20 protein-coding genes and 5 tRNA genes are annotated in these 20,518 nt (G+C 25.1%); 15 read left to right on the top strand and 10 right to left on the bottom strand.

What is annotated here, in order from left to right; all coding sequences use genetic code 11:
• Positions 1 to 163 precede the first annotated feature (163 nt).
• The 9 genes from cysG (at position 164) to queD (ending at position 7,629) form a co-directional block, all read left to right on the top strand.
• Positions 164 to 1,585 carry a siroheme synthase CysG gene (gene cysG / locus D9V66_RS02175; protein ID WP_158365808.1) on the top strand — a complete coding sequence of 474 codons (1,422 nt, stop codon included), beginning with the start codon at positions 164 to 166 and terminating at the stop codon, positions 1,583 to 1,585.
• A gap of 9 nt (positions 1,586 to 1,594) precedes the next feature.
• Positions 1,595 to 2,503, top strand: coding sequence for a sulfate adenylyltransferase subunit CysD (cysD, locus tag D9V66_RS02170; protein ID WP_158365807.1), 909 nt, complete (start codon positions 1,595 to 1,597; stop codon positions 2,501 to 2,503).
• 19 nt (positions 2,504 to 2,522) lie between these two features.
• Complete coding sequence (cysN, locus tag D9V66_RS02165; RefSeq protein WP_158365806.1) at positions 2,523 to 3,944, top strand: sulfate adenylyltransferase subunit CysN; 1,422 nt, start codon at positions 2,523 to 2,525, stop codon at positions 3,942 to 3,944.
• 1 nt (position 3,945) lies between these two features.
• On the top strand, positions 3,946 to 4,560 hold the full coding sequence (gene cysC / locus D9V66_RS02160; RefSeq protein WP_158365805.1) for an adenylyl-sulfate kinase: 615 nt from the start codon (positions 3,946 to 3,948) through the stop codon (positions 4,558 to 4,560).
• 63 nt (positions 4,561 to 4,623) lie between these two features.
• Positions 4,624 to 4,827, top strand: coding sequence for a cell division protein FtsB (locus tag D9V66_RS02155; RefSeq protein ID WP_158365804.1), 204 nt, complete (start codon positions 4,624 to 4,626; stop codon positions 4,825 to 4,827).
• 85 nt (positions 4,828 to 4,912) lie between these two features.
• Positions 4,913 to 5,644, top strand: a complete 732-nt coding sequence (gene ispD / locus D9V66_RS02150) for a 2-C-methyl-D-erythritol 4-phosphate cytidylyltransferase (RefSeq protein WP_158365803.1) — start codon at positions 4,913 to 4,915, stop codon at positions 5,642 to 5,644.
• Complete coding sequence (ispF, locus tag D9V66_RS02145; RefSeq protein ID WP_158365802.1) at positions 5,641 to 6,117, top strand: 2-C-methyl-D-erythritol 2,4-cyclodiphosphate synthase; 477 nt, start codon at positions 5,641 to 5,643, stop codon at positions 6,115 to 6,117. The genes ispD and ispF overlap by 4 nt, the downstream gene beginning before the upstream one ends.
• A gap of 69 nt (positions 6,118 to 6,186) precedes the next feature.
• Complete coding sequence (locus D9V66_RS02140; protein WP_158365801.1) at positions 6,187 to 7,209, top strand: peptidoglycan DD-metalloendopeptidase family protein; 1,023 nt, start codon at positions 6,187 to 6,189, stop codon at positions 7,207 to 7,209.
• 57 nt (positions 7,210 to 7,266) lie between these two features.
• The gene (gene queD / locus D9V66_RS02135) at positions 7,267 to 7,629 is read left to right on the top strand and encodes a 6-carboxytetrahydropterin synthase QueD (RefSeq protein WP_158365800.1); all 363 of its coding nucleotides are present in this window, start codon (positions 7,267 to 7,269) and stop codon (positions 7,627 to 7,629) included.
• Between the two features lie 17 nt (positions 7,630 to 7,646).
• On the opposite strand, the gene queE is transcribed toward queD, so the two are convergent.
• The 4 genes from queE to glnS all read right to left on the bottom strand — a co-directional run bounded on the left by queE (position 7,647) and on the right by glnS (position 13,376).
• Positions 7,647 to 8,306, bottom strand: a complete 660-nt coding sequence (gene queE / locus D9V66_RS02130; protein WP_158365799.1) for a 7-carboxy-7-deazaguanine synthase QueE — start codon at positions 8,304 to 8,306, stop codon at positions 7,647 to 7,649.
• Between the two features lie 97 nt (positions 8,307 to 8,403).
• Complete coding sequence (gene eno, locus D9V66_RS02125) at positions 8,404 to 9,708, bottom strand: phosphopyruvate hydratase (protein WP_158365798.1); 1,305 nt, start codon at positions 9,706 to 9,708, stop codon at positions 8,404 to 8,406.
• A gap of 34 nt (positions 9,709 to 9,742) precedes the next feature.
• Positions 9,743 to 11,389 (bottom strand): CTP synthase, encoded by a 1,647-nt coding sequence (locus tag D9V66_RS02120; RefSeq protein WP_158365797.1) that lies wholly within the window; start codon positions 11,387 to 11,389, stop codon positions 9,743 to 9,745.
• A 301-nt stretch (positions 11,390 to 11,690) separates the two neighbouring features.
• Positions 11,691 to 13,376, bottom strand: a complete 1,686-nt coding sequence (gene glnS, locus D9V66_RS02115) for a glutamine--tRNA ligase (RefSeq protein WP_158365796.1) — start codon at positions 13,374 to 13,376, stop codon at positions 11,691 to 11,693.
• A 115-nt stretch (positions 13,377 to 13,491) separates the two neighbouring features.
• Between glnS and D9V66_RS02110 the strand changes: the two genes are divergently transcribed.
• The 5 genes from D9V66_RS02110 to D9V66_RS02090 all read left to right on the top strand — a co-directional run bounded on the left by D9V66_RS02110 (position 13,492) and on the right by D9V66_RS02090 (position 15,178).
• A tRNA-Met gene (locus D9V66_RS02110) sits at positions 13,492 to 13,565 on the top strand.
• Positions 13,566 to 13,575: 10 nt separating this feature from the next.
• Positions 13,576 to 13,657, top strand: a tRNA-Leu gene (locus D9V66_RS02105).
• A gap of 14 nt (positions 13,658 to 13,671) precedes the next feature.
• Positions 13,672 to 13,746: transfer RNA gene (locus tag D9V66_RS02100), tRNA-Gln, on the top strand.
• Positions 13,747 to 13,913: 167 nt separating this feature from the next.
• Positions 13,914 to 14,585, top strand: a complete 672-nt coding sequence (rpiA, locus tag D9V66_RS02095) for a ribose-5-phosphate isomerase RpiA (protein ID WP_158365795.1) — start codon at positions 13,914 to 13,916, stop codon at positions 14,583 to 14,585.
• A gap of 2 nt (positions 14,586 to 14,587) precedes the next feature.
• A complete protein-coding gene (locus tag D9V66_RS02090; protein ID WP_158365794.1) occupies positions 14,588 to 15,178 on the top strand; it encodes a 5-formyltetrahydrofolate cyclo-ligase in 591 nt (196 codons plus the stop codon).
• A 51-nt stretch (positions 15,179 to 15,229) separates the two neighbouring features.
• On the opposite strand, the gene D9V66_RS03175 is transcribed toward D9V66_RS02090, so the two are convergent.
• Positions 15,230 to 16,018 carry a 16S rRNA (uracil(1498)-N(3))-methyltransferase gene (locus D9V66_RS03175; RefSeq protein ID WP_187308374.1) on the bottom strand — a complete coding sequence of 263 codons (789 nt, stop codon included), beginning with the start codon at positions 16,016 to 16,018 and terminating at the stop codon, positions 15,230 to 15,232.
• Positions 15,987 to 16,649: an endonuclease gene (locus tag D9V66_RS03170; RefSeq protein ID WP_187308384.1), complete on the bottom strand. Its 663-nt coding sequence runs from the start codon at positions 16,647 to 16,649 to the stop codon at positions 15,987 to 15,989. Before D9V66_RS03170 ends, D9V66_RS03175 begins: the two co-directional genes overlap by 32 nt.
• Before the next feature lie 308 nt (positions 16,650 to 16,957).
• Here D9V66_RS03170 and metK point away from each other — a divergent pair, with 308 nt between their 5' ends.
• Entirely contained in the window at positions 16,958 to 18,097 is a 1,140-nt protein-coding gene (gene metK, locus D9V66_RS02080) for a methionine adenosyltransferase (protein WP_158365793.1), read from the top strand.
• Between the two features lie 130 nt (positions 18,098 to 18,227).
• Here the strand turns inward: metK and gshA are convergent, their stop codons facing one another.
• The 4 genes from gshA to csrA all read right to left on the bottom strand — a co-directional run bounded on the left by gshA (position 18,228) and on the right by csrA (position 20,378).
• Entirely contained in the window at positions 18,228 to 19,769 is a 1,542-nt protein-coding gene (gshA, locus tag D9V66_RS02075) for a glutamate--cysteine ligase (RefSeq protein WP_158365792.1), read from the bottom strand.
• Positions 19,770 to 19,868: 99 nt separating this feature from the next.
• Positions 19,869 to 19,942 (bottom strand) — tRNA-Arg (locus D9V66_RS02070).
• Positions 19,943 to 19,968: 26 nt separating this feature from the next.
• Positions 19,969 to 20,061: transfer RNA gene (locus tag D9V66_RS02065), tRNA-Ser, on the bottom strand.
• Positions 20,062 to 20,192: 131 nt separating this feature from the next.
• On the bottom strand, positions 20,193 to 20,378 hold the full coding sequence (gene csrA / locus D9V66_RS02060) for a carbon storage regulator CsrA (RefSeq protein ID WP_158365791.1): 186 nt from the start codon (positions 20,376 to 20,378) through the stop codon (positions 20,193 to 20,195).
• Positions 20,379 to 20,518 lie beyond the last annotated feature (140 nt).

Raw genomic sequence — 20,518 nt, 5'->3', positions numbered from 1 at the left:
TCATATTACTTAATATTTTATATATTTTTGTTTTTAGTAAGATTTAATTTATTTTAAATATCATCTTTCAAATTATAGAAAATATTTTTTATACTGTTTACAAATAACATTTGTAATCTTATTACAATATTTTACATTTTTATTTATTTTAAAAAAGGCAAATGTGAATTATCTTCCTCTTTTTTTAGATTTAAAATCTAAGAACGTATTAATTGTTGGTGCTGGAGAAGTCGCTTTTAATAAAATTAGATTGTTGCTTCGTGCGAAAGCTAAAGTTAATGTTATTGCAAGAGAATTATGTTCAGAAGTAAAATGTCTCTTAAAACAAAAAAAAATAAAATGGATATCTAGAGAATTTAATTCTATTTATTTAAATAAAATTTTTTTAGTAATTGCAGCTACAAATAATTTAAAATTAAATGAATATGTATTTAAATCATGTAATGATCGTCATTTATTAGTAAATGTAGTTGATGATAAGTCAAAATGTTCTTTTATTTTTCCTTCTATTATTGATCGCTCTCCTATTATTATAGCTCTTTCTTCTGGAGGAACAGCTCCTGTTTTATTGCGTTTTTTACGCGAAAAAATTGAATCTATATTACCAATGAAATTAGGTGATGTTGCAAAAATTTCTGGAAAATGGAGAAATGTAATTAAAAAACATTTTAATAATTTACTAGAAAGACGTAGATTTTGGGAGAAGTTATTTAAAAGTCTTTTTGTTGAGCATGTTTTAAATGGAAATAAAGAAAAAGCAACTGAAATTTTAAAAAAAACAATGAATCAAGATAGTTTTTTAAGAGGTGAAATTATTTTAGTAGGAGCAGGACCTGGAGATAGTGGTTTATTAACTTTAAGAGGTTTGCAAATACTGCAACAAGCAGATGTAGTATTATATGATTGTTTAGTATCTCAAGATATTTTAGATTTGATTCGTCGTGATGCAAAACGTATTTATGTTGGGAAACGTGCAGGTTTAAAAAGTATTACTCAAGATAAAATTATTAAATTATTGATATTTTTAGCGCGACAAGGTAAAAAAGTAGTGCGTTTAAAAGGTGGGGATCCCTTTATTTTTGGAAGAGGTGGTGAAGAAATAGAAGCTGCAAAAAATGCAGGTATTGATTTTCAAGTTATTCCAGGTATTACTTCTGCAATTGGTATAGCAGCATATACTGGAATCCCATTAACACATCGTAAATATGCACAAGGAGTTATTTTTATCACAGGTCATAAATGCAAAAATGGTTTGTTAAATAATTTTTCTATTTTATGTGATCCTTCTTATACTTTAGTAGTTTACATGGCAACTTTACACGCTGTAGAAATTTCTCAAAAACTTATTATGCATGGTCGTTTGAAATCAACACCTATAGCTATTGTTGGAAAAGGAACAACTGTTAATCAAAAAGTTATTATAGGACGTTTAGATGAAATAAAAAAAATGATTAATTTTTCTATAACTCCATCTCTATTAATTATTGGTGAAGTTGTTCTTTTGCATAAAAAATTAAAATGGTTTCATACTTCAAATATATTTAATGATATTTATAATAAATCTTCTATAGTAAAATTTATTTAAGGAAAAGTAATGTTTAAAGCAAACACTACTCATTTACGTCAATTAGAATCAGAAAGTATTTATATAATGCGAGAAGTAATTTCAGAATTTGAAAACCCTGTAATGCTTTATTCTATTGGAAAAGATTCTTCAGTAATGCTTCATCTTGCAAAAAAATCTTTTTATCCTGGAAACTTACCATTTCCTCTATTACATATAGATACTGGATGGAAATTTAAAGAAATGTATAAATTTAGAGATTATATTGTAAATAGCTCTAAAATAGAATTAATAGTACATTCAAATTCAAAGGCTAATCTAATAGATTTAAATCCTTTTAAACATGGAGGTAGCAAGTATACTGATGTTATGAAAACAGAAGGATTAAAAGAAGCTATAAATAAATATAATTTTGATGCTGCTTTTGGAGGGGCTAGAAGAGATGAGGAAAAATCACGATCTAAAGAACGTATTTATTCTTTTCGTGATTCATTTAATCAATGGGATCCAAAAAAACAGCGTCCTGAGTTATGGTGGAATTATAATGGTCAAATTAATAAAGGAGAAAATATTCGTGTTTTTCCTCTTTCAAATTGGACTGAATTAGATATTTGGCAATACATTTTTTTAGAAAAAATAGAAATTGTCCCTCTTTATTTTGCCTCTATGCGTCCAGTTGTAGAAAGAGACGGAGCATTAATAATGATTGATGACAAACGTATTAAAATTTATCCAAATGAAATTATCAAAGAAAAAATGGTTAGATTTCGCACTTTAGGTTGTTGGCCTCTAACTAGTGCAATTGAATCAGAAGCAAAAAATCTTGAAGAAGTAATCATGGAAACGTTAATAGTTAAAACTAGTGAACGCACAGGTCGAGCTATTGACCATGATCAAAAAAGTTCAATGGAGCTTAAAAAAAGACAGGGATATTTTTAAAAAAAGGTATATTTTAAAAATGAATATTAATATAAAAAATAATTTTAAAAAATGGTTGAATTTACATCAAAAAAAAACTTTATTAAAATTTTTAACATGTGGTAGCGTAGACGATGGAAAAAGCACATTAATTGGTCGTTTATTACATGATACTAAACAAATTTATGATGATCAATTGTCTTCTTTAAAACGTGATAGCAAACGTCATGGTACTCAAGGGAATAAAATAGATCTTGCATTAGTAGTAGATGGACTTCAATCTGAACGTGAACAGGGTATTACAATCGATGTGGCTTACCGTTATTTTTCCACTGATAAAAGAAAGTTTATTATTGCAGATACTCCTGGTCATGAACAATATACATGTAATATGGTTACAGGTGCTTCTACATGTGATTTATCGATTTTATTAGTTGATGCTAGAAAAGGATTATCAAAACAGACTTATCGACATAGTTTTATTTCCACTTTACTTGGAATAAAATATTTAATTGTTGCCATTAATAAAATGGATTTAGTTAACTATAAAAAAGATGTTTTTGAAAACATAAAAAAAGATTTTTTAAAGTTTTCTAAAAAACTTTCTAATAATTTAAATATTTTTTTTATTCCTATTTCTGCTTTAGTTGGTGAAAATATTGTTTTTCAGAATAGTTTTATGCCCTGGTATAATGGTTTAACATTATTAAAAATTTTAGAAACAATAAAAATCAAAACTGATCATCATGCCGAAGATATAAGATTTCCAGTACAATATGTCAATCGTCCTAATTCAGATTTTCGCGGATATTCAGGTATGTTAGTATCTGGTGTTCTTCGTGTAGGACAGTTTATTAAAATATTACCTGATAATATAATTTCTCGTATTTCTCGTATTGTCACTTTTGATCAAGATTTGAAATATGCAGAAATTGGTCAACCGATTACAGTGGTTTTAGAAAATGAAATAGATATTAATCGAGGAGATTTTTTTGTCAATGTTGATTCTAATTTAAAACCTAATCAAGAAGCTATTATTGATATTGTCTGGATGACAGATAATGAATTATTAGTAGGACAATCATATAATGTCAAATTATCAGGTAAAAAAACGCGGGTTTATATAAAAGAAATTTTATTTAAAATAGACATCAATACGTTAATAAAAAGAAAAAGTAATTCTCTTTCTTTAAATAGCATTGGTCAAATTAAAGTAACATTCAGTGAGCCTGTGATTTTTGATGACTACAATGATAATCGAACTACAGGTAATATAATTTTTATTGATCTAATAACAAATATTACTGTAGGTGCTGGAATGATTAAAAATAATTTAGAAAAAAAAGAAACGATATTACCTGATAATAAAAATGATTTTGAATCAAGTTTTCATGCTTTTATTTCTCAACATTTTCCACATTGGAATATACCTAAACTAGTAAAAAAAAAGGTTTCTAATTAATATGAATGATGATTTTCAAAATAATATTATTTGGCAAAAATATTCTATTACACGTATAAAACGTCAACGAAAATATGGTCATAAATCAGTTGCAGTATGGTTTACAGGATTATCAGGTTCAGGAAAATCAAGTATTGCTAATTTTTTAGAGGAAATATTATTTAAAAATGGTATCAAGACCTACTTATTAGATGGAGATAATATTAGATCTGGTTTATGTACTAATTTAAGTTTTAGTGTTGCTGATAGGGAAGAAAATATTAGACGTCTTGGCGAAGTTGTTAAATTAATGTTAGATGCTGGTATAATAGTTTTAGTCTCGGTAATTTCTCCATATAAATATCAGAGAAAAATGATTTGTAAAATGCTAGGAAAAAAAAATTTTTTAGAAGTATTTGTCAACACTCCACTTAGTGTATGTGAAAATAGAGATCCTAAAAATTTATATAAAAAAGCTCGTATGGGAAAAATATCTAATTTTACTGGAGTTCAATCGATATATGAGATACCAGACGCACCTGATGTTCTTTTAGATGGAACCGAATCTTTAGAAAAAAATTCAAAAAAGTTAATTAAAGCACTATACTCTAATAAAGTTATACCCTTTTGTTCATAATTAATTAAATAAATTGAAATTAAATTTATTTTTTTAACAATAGTTAATTTTTTAGAGTACAATATGAAAACATTAAAAATGTTTTTCTTGCTTTTATTAATTTGGTTACAATATTCTCTTTGGTGGGGGAAAAATGGTATTTTTGATTACATAATAGTATATAAAAAAGTTATTATGGAAAAAAAAGAAAATATTAATCTTGATATTCTTAACAATCAAATTATATTAGAAATTAATAAATTTAATAATCGTATTAAAAATAATTAAACAAATTGAATATTTTGTTTTAAAGTTTTTTAGACCTGTTAGAAATTAAAATTTTTAAACATCATTTTTTTTTAGATCTGGAACTATCTTAGTGAATTTATTAAAATTAAAAATTATTGCTATAGTACCAGCTGCAGGAACTGGAAGTAGAATGCAGTTAGATCTACCAAAACAATATATAAAAATTAAACACTGCACTGTTCTTGAACATACTTTAAAAACATTGTTGTTACATCCTAATATAGTTCGCATTATTGTAAGTTTACATAAAAAAGATAATTATTTTCATAAATTACCTATATCATCTAATTTTCGTATTATTTCTGTAATAGGTGGAAAAGATAGAATAAATTCAGTCTTATCAGGATTAAATGTTGAGACAAATGCAAATTGGGTAATAGTACATGATGCAGTTCGTCCTTGTTTAAGTTATCAAGATTTAGATAGGCTAATATCTATTATTAAAAAAAATCCTATAGGAGCTATTTTAGTACGACCTGTTTCTGATACTATTAAATATAGCGATAAAAAAAGAAAAAAAATTCTAAGTACTGTAGATAGAAAAAATCTATGGCATGCTTTAACCCCTCAGTTATTTCAAATAAATATATTAAAAGATTGTTTAAACAAAATCATTAAAGATAAAATTAGTATTACAGACGAAGCATCAGCACTAGAATATTATGGATATAGTCCATTATTGATTATAGGAAATTGTAGAAATATTAAAATTACTTGGCCAGATGATTTAATTCTTGCTGAGTTTTATTTAAAAAATTATGACAATAATTTAATAAAAAAAGAGATATATTCATGAGAATTGGATATGGTTTTGATCTTCATGCTTTTGGGAGTAAAAAACCTTTAATTATTGGTGGTGTTTTAATTCCTTATTCACAAGGTTTAATTGCTCATTCTAATGGTGATTTACTAATACATGCTGTAATAGATGCATTACTAGGTGCTGTTGCTATGGGGGATATTGGTACGTTTTTCCCAAGCAGTAATATAATATATAAAAATATTGATAGTAGAATACTATTAAAAGATATTTGGAAAAAAATTGAAATAATAAATTATAATTTATCTAACATTGATATTACTATCATTACAGAATCTCCAAAAATGTCATCTTATATATCTTTTATGAGATCAAATTTAGCATTAGATCTTAATACTAAAATAAATAATATTAGCATTAAAGCTACGAGCGCTAAAAAAACAGGATCAATTGGAAGAAAAGAAGCAATTGCTTGTCAAGCTATTGTAATGCTTGTAAAAAATTTATGAAGAATGTTTTAAAAAATATCAAAAATACTAATTAAATAAATTTATTTTTATAAGTTTAACGGAAAAATAATGCGATTAAAGAAAATTTTATATCAATTATTTTTTTTAATGTTTATGTTAATTATTTTTAATAATTTTCTTTTTGCATGTCCTGTGTGTAAAAAATATGAAAATATTTCTTTTTATCAAAAAGATGATTTAAATTTTAGATCATCAGGTAAAAACATAAAAAATTTTGTTTTTTTAAAAAAAAATGAATGTTTTTCATTTTTAAAAGTCAAAAGTTTTTTTTTAAAAAAAAAAGAATTTGTTATTTCTAATAATAATTTTATTGGATTTTTTCAAAAAAATAAATTTAAAATGTTTTATGTTGTTAAATATAAAGATACTCTTTATTCAATTGCAAAAAAATCTGGTCATAGCTATCATGAATTATCTAAATTTAATGTTATTAAAAAACCTTATAAAATTTTTGTAGGCCAAAAAATATGGATAGGTGACTTTTTTATTAATAAAAAAAATTATAGTTGTTCTATCAAAAAAATTAATAAAAAAAATTTTACTTCTTGTAAATTTATTTTTGAAAACTCTTTCAATATTTCATATATTTTAAAAAATTATAATAAAAAATCAATAAAAATATGTTTTTTTGATAATATAAATTCTAAAAAAAGTAATTTTTTTTCAAAAAATAAATCTTCTATTATGTCTAAAAAATGGTTTTGGCCTGTACACAGTAAAAATATTAAATATTTTTACGATATGAAATCAAAAAATAAACAAATAGAAATTTTTGGCTTTAGAGGACAACCAGTTTTTGCGTCAGCTGATGGTGAAGTAGTGTGCGTGACTGATTTATTTGAAAAATATGGTCGGCTAATTATTATTAGACATAGTAAGGATTATCTTAGTATTTATGCTTTTAATGACTTAATTTTAGTAAAGCAACGAGATAAAGTACATGCAAAACAGAAAATTTCGACAATGGGTTTATCTGAAAGTAATTTAGTTCGTCTTTATTTCGAAATACGTTATAAAGGAGAATCAGTAAATCCGTTAAATATTTTACCTAAAATTAATAGAAAAAAATAATTTACTAACGTTTAATTATTTAAATTTATTAATTAATATACATGTTCTTATAAATATATGACAACAACAATATTTAAAGATTTTTATTTTGAAGCTGCACATTATTTGCCATATGTTCCAAAAAATCATAAATGTGGCCGATTACATGGTCACTCTTTTTTAGTTCGTTTAGAAGTACAAGATAAAGTTAAAAAAGAAACTGGATGGATAATAGATTATTCTGATATTAAATTAAAATTCAAACCTATTTATGATCAGTTAGATCATAATTTTCTAAATCAAATACCTGGTTTAGAAAATCCTACTAGTGAGATTTTAGCACAATGGATTTGGAATAATTTAAAATCTACATTACCCTCATTAACTTCTGTAACAATTAAAGAAACTTGTACATCTGGTTGTGTTTATAAAGGCAATTAAAAAATAATTATAGAAAACTACCTTATTAAAAGATATTTATGAATTTGTATAGAAAGACGCCAATTTTTAATTGTGCATCTTTCGATACAAATTTTTAATGACTCTTGATTTTGACTAATTGGTTGTAAAAAAATATGACATTTTTTTCGGTTGTTTAAAATTGATAAAATTGCATCTAAATATGATAAATCTTCTTTTTTAAATACTGGATATTTAATTTCATTTGCACGTAATATTGAAGTATATAATGTATTTTTGTGTTTTTTAGGAGACACAGTAACCCAAGTATTAAAAGAACAATTAATTAGTTGAGTTCCACTTGTTTCTATTTGACATGTGAATCCTTTTTTTTCTAGTTCTTCTGTAAGAGAAGATAAATTATATATACATGGTTCTCCACCAGTAATTACAATATGTTTAGATTTCCATTTTTGTTTTTTTATGTTTAAAATTATTTTTTTTACATCAATGTAACTCCATGTATTATTTGAAATGTTTTTTTCTAGCAACTTTTCGATAGTAATTTCATTACTTTTGAGACAGTTCCAAGTATATTTTGTATCACACCATTTACAATGAATTGGACAACCATGTAATCGAATAAAAATTGATGGAATTCCAGTATGATAGCCTTCTCCTTGTATTGTTTGAAACATTTCATTAATTGGATAATGCATAATTTTCTCATTAATTGACGTTTAAATAAAAATAAGAAACAGGCATATTTTATAAAAAATACCTGATTCTTTTTAGAAATAGTTTTCATTTTCTAAATTAAAATGCTGATTTAATTTCCCTTAGTCCACGAAACGGCGCATTTTTTTTACCTAAAACTTCTTCTATTCTAATTAATTGATTATATTTCGCTGTTCTATCAGATCGACTCATAGAACCAGTTTTAATTTGGCCAGATGATGTTCCTACAGATAAATCAGCTATAGATGCATCCTCTGTTTCACCTGAACGATGAGATATTATAACACTATAGTTTGATTTTTTTGCCATATTTATAGTTTCAAGAGTTTCTGTTAATGTTCCAATTTGGTTTAATTTGATTAGAATAGAATTAGCGATGCCATTTTCAATTCCTTTTCTTAAAATTTTTGTATTAGTTACAAATAAATCATCTCCTACTAATTGTAGTTTATTTCCTAATATATTTGTTTGATATAAAAATCCTGGCCAATCAGATTCGTCTTGTCCATCTTCAATGGAAGAAATAGGATATTTATTAGATAATTTTTCTAGATAATGAGTAAATTCTTTTGAAGAAAAGCTCTTTTTTTCTCCTTTTAATTCGTATGTTTTATTATTTTTATTATATAGCTCAGATGCTGCACAATCTATTGCTAATCTTATGTCTTTTCCTAATTTGTATTTAGTTCTTTGTATCGCATCTTGAATAAGATTTAACGCTTCTTGATTTGATTTTAAATTAGGGGCATACCCTCCTTCATCTCCTACTGTAGTACTCATTCCTTTTTCTTTTAACAATGATCCTAATGAATGAAAAATTTCACATCCCATACGTATAGCTTCTTTCATTGTTTTTGCACTAATGGGTTGAATCATAAATTCTTGAATATCAATATTATTGTTAGCATGTTTTCCACCGTTAATAATATTAATCATCGGAAGTGGCATAGAAAAAATTCCTGGGGTATTATTAATTTCTGCTATGTGTTGATATAAAGGCATTCCTTTTGATAGAGCGGCAGCTTTTGCAGTAGCTAAAGAGACAGATAAAATAGCATTTGCACCTAATTTTGATTTGTTAATTGTACCGTCTAAATCAATCATAATGTTATCAATATAATTTTGATCTTTGGCGTTTTTACTTTTTAAAGCAGTTGATATTTTTTCATTAATTAATGAGACTGCTTTTTTTACGCCCATTCCAGAAAATCTACTTTTATTTTCATCTCTTAATTCTAAAGCTTCTAAAGAACCTGTAGAAGCTCCAGAAGGAGAAGAAGCCAAACCAACAAAACCTCCTTCTAAATGTACTTCAGATTCAATAGTAGGGTTACCTCGAGAATCTATTATTTCACGAGCTATGATTTTTATAATTTTAGACATTTTTTACCTTAATATATTTAAAAAATTTTTATAATTAAATTACTTTATATGTTATATTTTTATGTTTTATTGCTGATTTTATAAAACCTATAAACAATGGATGTCCATCACGTGGTGTTGAAGTAAATTCAGGATGAAATTGACATCCTAAAAACCATGGATGATTAGATATTTCTATAATTTCAACTACGTTATTATTTTTAGAACGTCCTGTTACTTTTAATCCAGCTATTTCTATTTTTTTTAGTAAAAGACTATTTACTTCATATCTATGTCTATGTCTTTCTATAATGATATCTTGTTGATATAATTTTTTTGATAAACTATCCCTAGTTAGTTTACATGGTTGACTACCTAATCTCATAGTACCACCCAAATTAATATTATTTTTTTTATTAGAAGATTTTTTATGTGTATTTAAATTACAATCTTTTATTAAATCGATAATAGGATATTTACACTGAGGGTCAAATTCTGTTGAATTTGCCTCTTTAATACCTACAACATTTTGTGCGAATTCTATGATTGCTATTTGCATTCCTAAACAAATTCCAAAATACGGAATATTGTTCTCTCTTGCATATTTTATAGATAATAATTTCCCCTTAATACCTCGATCACCAAAACCTCCAGGTATTAAAATACCATTAAGATTTTTTAATAATTTAATATTATTATTTTCTATATTCTGAGAATCAATTAATTGTATATCAACTTTTATTTTATTTTTTAAACCTGCATGTTTAAGAGCTTCTATTACTGATTTATATGCATCAGGTAACTTTATATATTTTCCAATGATACCAATAATAATTTTTTCATTGGAATTTTCTTCTTCATAAATTACTTGTTCCCACTCTTTTAAATCAGCTTCAGGAGCTTTCAATTTAAAATATCTACAAATATAATTATCTAATTTTTGATTTTTTAATAATTGAGGTATTTTATATATAGAATCAACATCTTTTAAAGAGATTACAGCATTAACTGGTACATTGCAAAATAATGCGATTTTTTTTCTTTCATTAAGTGCTACTGTTTGTTCAGATCGACAAATTAAAATATCTGGCTGTATTCCTATTGAAAGTAGTTCTTTGACTGAATGTTGAGTGGGTTTTGTTTTAATTTCACCTGCTGTAGCAATGTATGGTAATAGTGTTAAATGTATATATATCACGTTTTTACGACCTATATCTACTGCCATTTGACGAATTGCTTCTAAAAAGGGAAGTGATTCAATATCTCCTACAGTTCCACCTATTTCTACAATAATAATATTACTATTTTTTGAACATAAAATAATTCTTTCTTTGATAGCATTAGTAATATGAGGTATTACTTGTATAGTAGCACCTAAATAATCACCTCTTCTTTCTTTTTGTAAAACTTCAGAATAAATACTTCCTGTAGTAAAATTATTTAAATATGTCATTTTAGTATGAATAAAACGTTCATAATGACCTAAATCTAAATCTGTTTCAGAACCATCTTCTGTAACAAAAACTTCTCCATGTTGAATAGGACTCATTGTCCCAGGATCTACATTAATATATGGATCTAATTTTATTATTGTTACTTGCAACTTTCGTGCTTTTAATATTGCCCCTAAAGAAGCAGCTGCAATACCCTTCCCTAAGGAAGACACTACTCCACCAGTGATAAAGATATAATTTTTAGTCATTCTAAATGTAAAATATTAGTTGATATAATTGAGTTTTTAATTAAAAATTATAATTTTTTAATTTAAAATATTTTTTTATAAAATTAAATTATAAAATATTTTTATTAAAATAAAAAATTTTTTGTTAATATTGATTATAATTAATATATTATTAAAATATTAAAAATAAATTAATTTTTGTTACTAACTAATTTATCTTTGTATTGATCATATAAAAAAATACTATTGTGTTTTTTATTTTAAAATAAACTTTATTATATACTTATAGATTTTTTTAATGATATTTTTTTATTATTTTAATTTATTTTTTTAAATTCCATAAATCACGTAAACTAACAGTGCGATTAAACACTAATTTATCTTTTTTAGAATCTATATTATCTATACAAAAATAACCAATTCTTTCAAATTGAAAGAAATTTTCCCCTATATTTTTTTCAATATTTTTTTCAATATTTTTTTCAATATTTTTTTCAATAAAACCGTTTTTTATTATTAATGATTTTGGATTGATATAGGAAAGAAAGTTTTTTTCTTTTTCTGGATTTTTTATATTGAATAAGTGATCATAAAGTCTAAATTCTGCTGGAAATGAATTTTTTACTGAAATCCAGTGTATTACTGAAGGATTTTTATTGTTTTTTGTTTTTTTACCTAAAGTATTTAGATCACAGTAACATATTATTTTAACAATATTATTATTTTCATCTTTTTCTATTTTTTCCGCTTTTATTACATAAGCATATCTTAGACGTATTTCTCCACCAAGTTTTAATTTTTTGTATTTTTTGTTATATTTTTCTTTAAAATCTAAACGATCAATATAAATAATATTAGTAAAAATAATTTCATGAGTTCCTAATTCTGGATTATTTGGATGATTAGGAACTGTAAACTTTTCTTCATGATTTTTATCTAAATTATATAAAAATATTTTAATTGGTTCTAATATAGCCATTGTGCGAATAGATGTTTTATTTAATTCTTTTCTAATACAGTGTTCTAGCATAGAAAATTCTATTAAATTATCTTGTTTAGTTATACCGATTTTTTCACAAAAATTTTTAATAGAAGATGGTGTATATCCTTTTCTTCTTAAACCAGATAATGTTGGTATACGAGGATCATTCCATCCTGTTATTAGCTTTTTATCGATTAAAATTGATAATTTTCTTTTAGATAAGATACAAAATTCTAAATTTAATCGAGAAAACTCATATTGCTGAGGATATTTTTTCACACTAGTATTTTTTAAAATCCAGTTATATAGAGATTTATTGTCTTGAAATTCTAATGTGCATAATGAATGAGTAATTCCTTCAATAGCATCAGAAATACAATGAGCAAAATCATACATAGGATATATACACCATTTTTTCTTAGTTTGATGGTGTTCAGAAAAAATAATTCTATATATAACTGGATCACGCATAACAATAAAAGCAGATTTCATATCAATTTTTGCACGTAAAGATGCTTCTCCTTCAGAAAAATCTCCTCTTTTCATTTTTTTGAATAATTTTATGTTTTCTTGAATAGTTCTATTTCTATATGGACTATTTATTCCTGGTTGTTTTAAAGTGCCTCTATACTCACGTATTTGTTCTTTTGTTAATTGATCTACATATGCAAGACCTTTTTTAATCAGTTCCTTTGCATATTTATATAATTTTGGAAAATATTCAGAAGAATAATGAATATTATGCCATTTATACCCCAACCAATTAATATCATTTTTAATTGCACTGATATATTTTATGTTTTCTTTTAATGGATTTGTATCATCGAAACGAAGATTACATTTTCCATTATATAATTGAGCTAGTTCAAAATTTAAACATATTGATTTTGCATGACCAATGTGAAGATATCCATTTGGTTCAGGAGGAAATCGAGTTTTAAGTGATAAATTTTCATTGTCATTAACATCTTTATTAATAATTTGACTGATAAAATTATTTGTGTATTTTTTTGTTTTATTATTCATTTTTTTCTCATTATGTTTTTATCTATTTTAAATAGATTGATAAAAATATTTTTGTTGATTATTCAATTAATATATTATAAAGTATAATAATTGTTATATAACTAAATATTTAATAGGCTACGTAGCTCAGTCGGTTAGAGCACAGCACTCATAACGCTGGGGTCATGGGTTCAAATCCCGTCGTAGCCAATGTTTTTTAGCGGGAGTGGCGAAATTGGTAGACGCACCAGATTTAGGTTCTGGCGCCGAAAGGTGTGCGAGTTCAAATCTCGCCTCCCGTATATATACACTAAATTGGGGTATAGCCAAGAGGTTAAGGCACCGGTTTTTGATACCGGCATCCCTGGTTCGAATCCAGGTACCCCAGCCATTCTAAAACACTATCTTTTTCTCATTCTTTTAAATAAACAATATTTTTTAAAAAATATCAATTTATAATTTAAAATTATTAATTTCTATAAAATTATTAATTTCTAATTAAATTAAACGAATAATCTATTATTTTATAATTTTTTTTAAAAATAAGTTTTTAATATCATGAATTTAGATAAATTAAAAAAAAAAGCAGCATGGGCTGCATTAGATTATATTCGTCCTGGTGCTATTATTGGAGTTGGAACCGGAACAACTATTTTTTATTTTATTCAAGCATTAAGTACAATTAAAAGCATAATACATGGTGCAGTGTCTAGCTCTAATACTTCTACATTTTTATTAAAAAAACAAGGAATACAAGTTTTTAATTTAAAAAATTTTAGTTCACTTACTATTTATATTGATAGTGCTGATGAAATAAATCATCAAATGCAAATGATTAAGGGAGGAGGTGCAGCTTTAACTAGAGAAAAAATTATTGCTGCAATGGCAAAACAATTTATTTGTATTGTTGATAAATCAAAAATAGTAGATGCTCTTGGAAAATTTCCTTTACCTATTGAGATTATTCCTATGGCACTTTCTTATGTTTCAAAAGAAATAATAAAAATTGGAGGAGAACCCAAACATCGAAAAAATATTATTACAGATAATGGTAATATTATTATAGATGCATATAATTTATGTATCAAAGATCCTATTTTAATGGAAAAAAAAATTAATTCATTACCGGGTGTTGTAACAGTAGGTTTATTTGCTTCAAGACGTGCAGATATTGTTTTAATTGGCACAAAAAAAGGTATTAGAACTATTAAACAAAACAAAATAATTTAATTATGTTATCAAAAATTTTTAAACATAGAGACAGTATTCGTACATATATAAAAATTGCCCGTAAATCATTAAGTATTACAGAACAATATGATGCATCAGTTAAAATTTCTAAAATTGCATATAATTGCAAATTTATTTATAATAGCAGAAATATTGCTTTATTTTTACCATTCGAAGGTGAAATAAACACATACCCTTTAATTTTAAAATTATGGTTAAATAAAAAAAACGTTTTTGTTCCTGTAATATTTTCTTTTAAAAACAAGAAAATGTTATTTGTTCGTCTTACTTCTAATTCTATTTTATATTACAATAAATATAATATATTAGAACCTATTTTTAATATTCAAGATATTATTTCAATTTATAATTTAGATACAATAATAGTGCCCTTAGTAGCTTTTGATAAAAAAGGTGTAAGACTAGGCATGGGTGGAGGATTTTATGATGTTTTTTTAAAAAATTGGTACAAAAAAAATTTTTTTCCAGTAGGTTTATCTTATAATTTTCAATTAGTATCTAACATACCTAAACAACACTGGGATGTTTCTTTACCTCTTGTTTTAACACCTAATAAAATATGGGTTTTTTAAAACTTATTTTATAAGTTGATAACTTAATAATTTTTTTTTAAAGTAAGTATTTTATATTATAAAATCACCAAACTTTATTTGTAATGCAGTAATTGCTGCAATAGCAGCTGTTTCTGTTCTTAATATTCTAGGTCCTAATTTTATTGAAGTAAATCCATATTCAATAATTTTTTTAATTTCATGCTTTGATAAACCACCTTCGGGGCCAATGATTATTCTAATATTTTTTGTGAATTTATTTAATTGATTAATTGTTAAATGAGATTCTGGATGAAAAACAATTTTCATATCATTTTCTTGAGCATCTTGACACCATGCTAAAATATCTTTAGGATTTTGAATTTTAGGAATAATATTACGATTACATTGTTGACATGCAGATATGATTATCTTATTCCAACGTTGTATTTTATGAGATACATTAAAAAATTTTTTTTGGACATTACAATATTCAGAAAATAAAGGTGTAATTATATTAACACCCATTTCAATTGATTTTTGTATAATGAAATCTATTTTTTCATTTTTAGAAATTATTTGTCCTAAATGAATGTTGATTGGAGATTCGATGTTTCTAAGTTCATTTCTAAAAATTTTAATTTTAATGATTTGAACAGACAAAAATATTATTTTACCAAAAAAAATATAATTAGTATCATTAAATATTTCTATTATATCTTGCATTTTCATTCTTAAAACACTTTGAATGTAATGCATATTATCTTTTGATAAGAAATAAGTTTCATTAATTTTTAATTTTTCTTTCATATAAATACGAGGAATGTTTTTCTTATAATTTTTTATATTATTATTTTTTAAGAAGACATTTTTTATAAACATAATTATTATGATAACCTTGTACTTGAAATATTAGTCGTTCTCTTGTACATTCCCATTTTGTTACAGGAAAAATTTTATCCCATTTTTTAAATATTTTTTTTTGTTTTTGAGATAAAATAATTTTATATCGTTCGCTCATATAAAAATAAGTTCTAGCTATACTTCCCCTAGATCTCTTAGGTGGTTCTACAAGTTTTCTTTTAAAATCTATTTTCATTTTACATTTTCCATAATATTTGGGGGTTTGTTTTTTTAGTTCGTCATACATAAAATTAGAACGATCTGCATTTATTTCTCCGATTGCTGGTTGTAAATTATAAAGATCTGATTCAATATTTTTATATGTTTGATCTTGTGTACATTTTTTACGACCTCCTTTTTTCCAACATTTTTTTTGATGTCCAAATTGCCATGCTGGTACTACATGTTCCCATTCAATTCTTGTTGCTCGATTTTTATTTTTACGGATTTTATATCCACAAGATCCTAAAATAGGAATACCTTTTTTTTGTTTCCAAATAATTTTACATCCACAGTAAAATGAGCCTGGTGCATTTTGATGAATTCTAATTGCTATAATTTTTGTTTGATAAAAATTTTTTGTGGTTTTTTTAAAATTATTTTTTTTAATCGAAAATAAAAAAAAAACATACTGATTATAACTACTATTTTTTTTATCATTTTTATATTTGTTAGTTTTTAAAAATTAATTTATATAATACATTTTATTAATAAGAAAAAACATATTTATTATTTTTTAATTGATCTCAGTATATAATATATTTTTTTTTAGTAATAAACATTAAGAGATTTTATCTTTAATAAAATATTAAAAAATAATATTTTTTATCATAAAAAATTAAATATATAATAAATATTATAATGCTATATTTTTATATATTTTAAGTTTAAAAAACAAAAATAAAAAGGTAACTAAAAATGAATGAATATCTTTTTACATCTGAATCAGTTTCAGAAGGCCATCCAGATAAAATTGCTGATCAGATTTCTGATGCTTTACTTGATGAAATACTTAAACAAGATAAAAAAGCACGTGTTGCCTGTGAAACATATGTTAAAACAGGAATGGTTTTAATTGGAGGAGAAATTACCACAACTGCATGGGTTGACGTTGAGGAAATTACTCGTAATACTATTAAAAATATAGGTTATATTGATTCTGATACAGGATTTAACGCTGATTCTTGTGCTATATTGAGTACAATTGGAAAACAATCATTAGATATAAATCAAGGTGTTGACCGTATTAATCCCTTAGAACAAGGAGCTGGAGATCAAGGAATTATATTTGGTTATGCGACTAACGAGACTGAAGTGTTAATGCCGGCTCCTATTACTTATGCTCATCTTTTAATGAAAAAACAATCTGAATTGAGAAAAAATAAGATCTTACCTTGGCTTAAACCTGATGCTAAAAGTCAAGTCACATTTAAATACAACAATGGAAATATAGTAGGAATAGATACTGTAGTTTTTTCTACACAACATTTAGAAAATGTGTCTCAACATGTTTTAAAAGATTCAATTATGGAAGAAATCATAAAACCAGTACTACCAAAAAAATGGTTAACAAAAAATACTAAATTTTTTATTAATCCTACAGGTAGATTTGTTATTGGAGGCCCAGTAGCAGATTGTGGTTTAACTGGTCGAAAAATTATTGTTGACACTTACGGTGGTATGTCTAGACACGGAGGAGGTGCTTTTTCTGGAAAAGATCCTTCTAAAGTAGATCGATCTGCAGCATATGCTGCTAGATATGTAGCTAAAAACATTGTAGCGTCTGGTTTAGCTGATCGTTGTGAAATTCAATTGTCATATGCTATTGGAATATCAGAGCCAATTTCTATTATGATAGATACTTTTGGAACCGGTAAAATAAGCAATAAATCTTTAATTTCTTTGATTCGTGATATTTTTGATTTACGTCCATATGGATTAATTAAAATGCTCAATCTTCTACAACCTATTTATCTTAAAACAGCAGTTTATGGTCATTTTGGAAGAGAAGAGTTTCCATGGGAAAAGATTGATAAAATAAATGAGTTATCTAGATAGTATTATTTAATATTTTTTGTACGAAATTTTAAAAATATATTTGTTATTTCAAAATAAAAAAGAATTCATTATATGAATAAAAGTATATTAATTTTGTAATATTGCCCATGTTTATTAAGCATGGGAAGTTTTATGTTTGTATATAATCTTCGAAGGATAATATATCTTCTTTTTCTATATTTTTTTGTTTTTGATGAGAACGTATTACTTCTTGTTCTAAAAAATTTTTATGAAAATTTTTATGAGATCTATGTATAAATTGTTCATGATATTTATTAGATAAAGCTAATCCGGTCTTTTTAACACCTTTTTTGATAAAATTTTTTAAAAATTGAGCAGAATAAGTTAATTCTGGATTTTTAAAAAATAAAATTATTTTTTTACATACTGTTTGATATAATACATTATTTTGACTGCTATCAAGTATGCATGCAATTTTATTTAAATCTTTAAATATAGTTTCACCTATTTCAACTAGTGTTTTAGTTTCATTTTTTTGGTTAATATAAATTTTTTGATTAGGTTTTCTTCCTTCAAAAATAATTTTTTCCCAATTTTTAGTTGTTAATAAAAAATCTTCTCTGTCCATATTAGGTGAATCCATTAAAGCACACCAAATTAGAAATAAATCTAATAATAATATTTGATTTTTGTTTATACCTATTGATGAAAATGGATTAATATCTAAGGATCGTATTTCTACGTATTCAATACCTTTATTTTGTAGAGCCTCTATAAGTAATTCGCCATTGTGAGTTTTTCTTTTAGGTCTGATTTGTGTATAAAGTTCATTTTCCATTTGTAAAATATTAGTATTTAATTGTTGAAAATTTCCATTTATATCTTTTACACCTATTTTTGCAAATTTTTTTGATGGTGTTATTAAGGTATTTTTTAATGATTCTAAATACGAACTTAAATCATTAAACATAATATTTAAATCTGTAATCTTTGTACTAGTATATCCAATATCACTAAGTCTTAGAGAAGTAGACCATGGTAAATAAAATATATTTTCTTTATTTTTTTTGAATTGGTATTTTTTTTTTGCATTTTTTAAAAAATATGATGATATTGCTGGAGATGTTCCAAATAAGTAGGGAATAATCCAACCGAATCTATAATAATTTCTTATTAAGTTTAAGTATCCTGATGAAATTGATTCTATATTATTTTTTTCTTTACAGATTTCCCAAAAAGATACAGGCAATGAAAAATTATAATGTACACCTGAAATGGTATTTACGAGATCACCATAACGAGTTTTAAGACCTATTCGGTAAGTAGTTTTTTTTCTTCCAACATTAGAAGTCCCATATTGAGCGATTTTAATATTTGTTTTATCGTCATAACAGTATGGTATACTGAATGGCCACATTCTTTCATTTTTTATTTTTAATGCTACAAAGGAATGAAGATCTTTTAAGAAGGATAATAGGTAGTCTACATTATTACTGGCTGGAGTGACAAATTCTAATAAATTTTCTGCAAAATCAGTAGTGATCCATTTATGAGTTAAAGGTGATCCGATAACATTTGGATGCAAAGATTTAGAAAATTTTCCATTTTTTTGAATTCTTAAAGTTTCACGTTCAATTCCTCGGAAAATACCTTTTAATATTAATGGATGTTTTTTTAACCAGGAAATTTTTTCTGAGATATCTTGTATCAATTTTTACTCCTGATTTTAATATTTACTTTTTTTTGAAAATTTAAATTAATATTTATTAACTTCTTTTTAAGAAAGATATTTTTTGATTTTTTTTATTTTTGCATCCGGAAGGATTCGAACCTCCGACCGCTCGGTTCGTAGCCGAGTACTCTATCCAACTGAGCTACGGATGCAAAATATAATTTTATAAATTAAATAGTGGCGGTGAGAGAGGGATTCGAACCCTCGATGCAAAATTTTTTTACATACTCCCTTAGCAGGGGAGCGCCTTCAACCTCTCGGCCATCTCACCTAACTTTAATTTTTACAATTATCATTGTACTTTTTTTTAAATATAAGTCAAACATATTTTATTAATTTAATATTGATAAAAAATACAAAAATACTACGTTTTACTTTAAAAGTAGCAAGATAAGATGTTAATTAACAACTTTTTTGTTGTTTTTTTTCAGTTTGAATACGTTGATATATTTCTTCACGATGTACCGATACTTCTTTAGGGGCATTTACACCAATGCGAACTTGGTTACCTTTAACTCCTAGTACTGTTACAGTAATTTCATCTCCAATTATTAATGTTTCGCCAACTCGACGAGTTAGAATCAGCATTGTTTTTTGCTCCTTAAAAGATTTTAAAAGAGTTCGGCCTTTCCAATCCCTGGTTTTATGAATAATATAGGGTTAAACGTAGACCAAAAAATATCTTGTAATGTATTATATTTTTTTATAAATATATTTGAATCCATAAA

The sequence above is a fragment of the Buchnera aphidicola (Brevicoryne brassicae) genome, assembly GCF_005082825.1.
Classification (GTDB): Bacteria; Pseudomonadota; Gammaproteobacteria; order Enterobacterales; family Enterobacteriaceae; genus Buchnera; species Buchnera aphidicola_AK.
Note: the sequence above shows the minus strand (reverse complement) of the source record. Positions and strands in the feature narration are given on the sequence as shown.